At 45.8% G+C, this 476-nt stretch carries 1 protein-coding gene; it reads left to right on the top strand.

The window, feature by feature from the left end:
* On the top strand, positions 1 to 476 hold a 476-nt coding region (locus tag IC21_RS15375; RefSeq protein ID WP_035181162.1), incomplete at both ends, for a transposase.

Genomic DNA, 476 nt, shown 5'->3' with positions numbered 1-476 from the left:
CTAATCCGTGACGAAGAAATGATGGATAAAATGTTTGAGACTTTGGTAGAACAGCTCCTGGAACGGTTGCCGGATTTTGGTAAACGCTTGGCAATCGACAGCAAGGCGATCTCATCGTTTTCTAAACATCCGAACAAGCATGAAACCGAGGATGGCCGCCGGGATCTGGATGCAAATCATAGCCAGAAGGTTTACAGTGGTGTGACAAAAGAAGGCAACCCATGGCAAAAAGTTGTGAAATGGTTTGGCTACAAACTGCATCTGGTGGTGGATGCAACCTACGAGTTACCGGTAACATTCAAGGTTACAAAAGCGTCTGAGTCAGACATTACGGAAGGGCATAAACTCTTAGAGCAAATGGAAGAAAAGCAGCCAAAGCTTCTGAAAACAGCGGAAACGATGGCGGGAGACCGGGGTTATGATGACACGAAGCTGATTACGAAACTCTGGGATACGTATAAGATTAAGCCCATCAT

Source organism: Heyndrickxia coagulans DSM 1 = ATCC 7050 (genome assembly GCF_000290615.1).
In the GTDB taxonomy this organism is placed as follows: Bacteria; Bacillota; Bacilli; order Bacillales; family Bacillaceae_C; genus Weizmannia; species Weizmannia coagulans.
The sequence above is the reverse complement of the archived record's forward strand: the minus strand, read 5'-3'. Positions and strand labels throughout refer to the sequence as shown.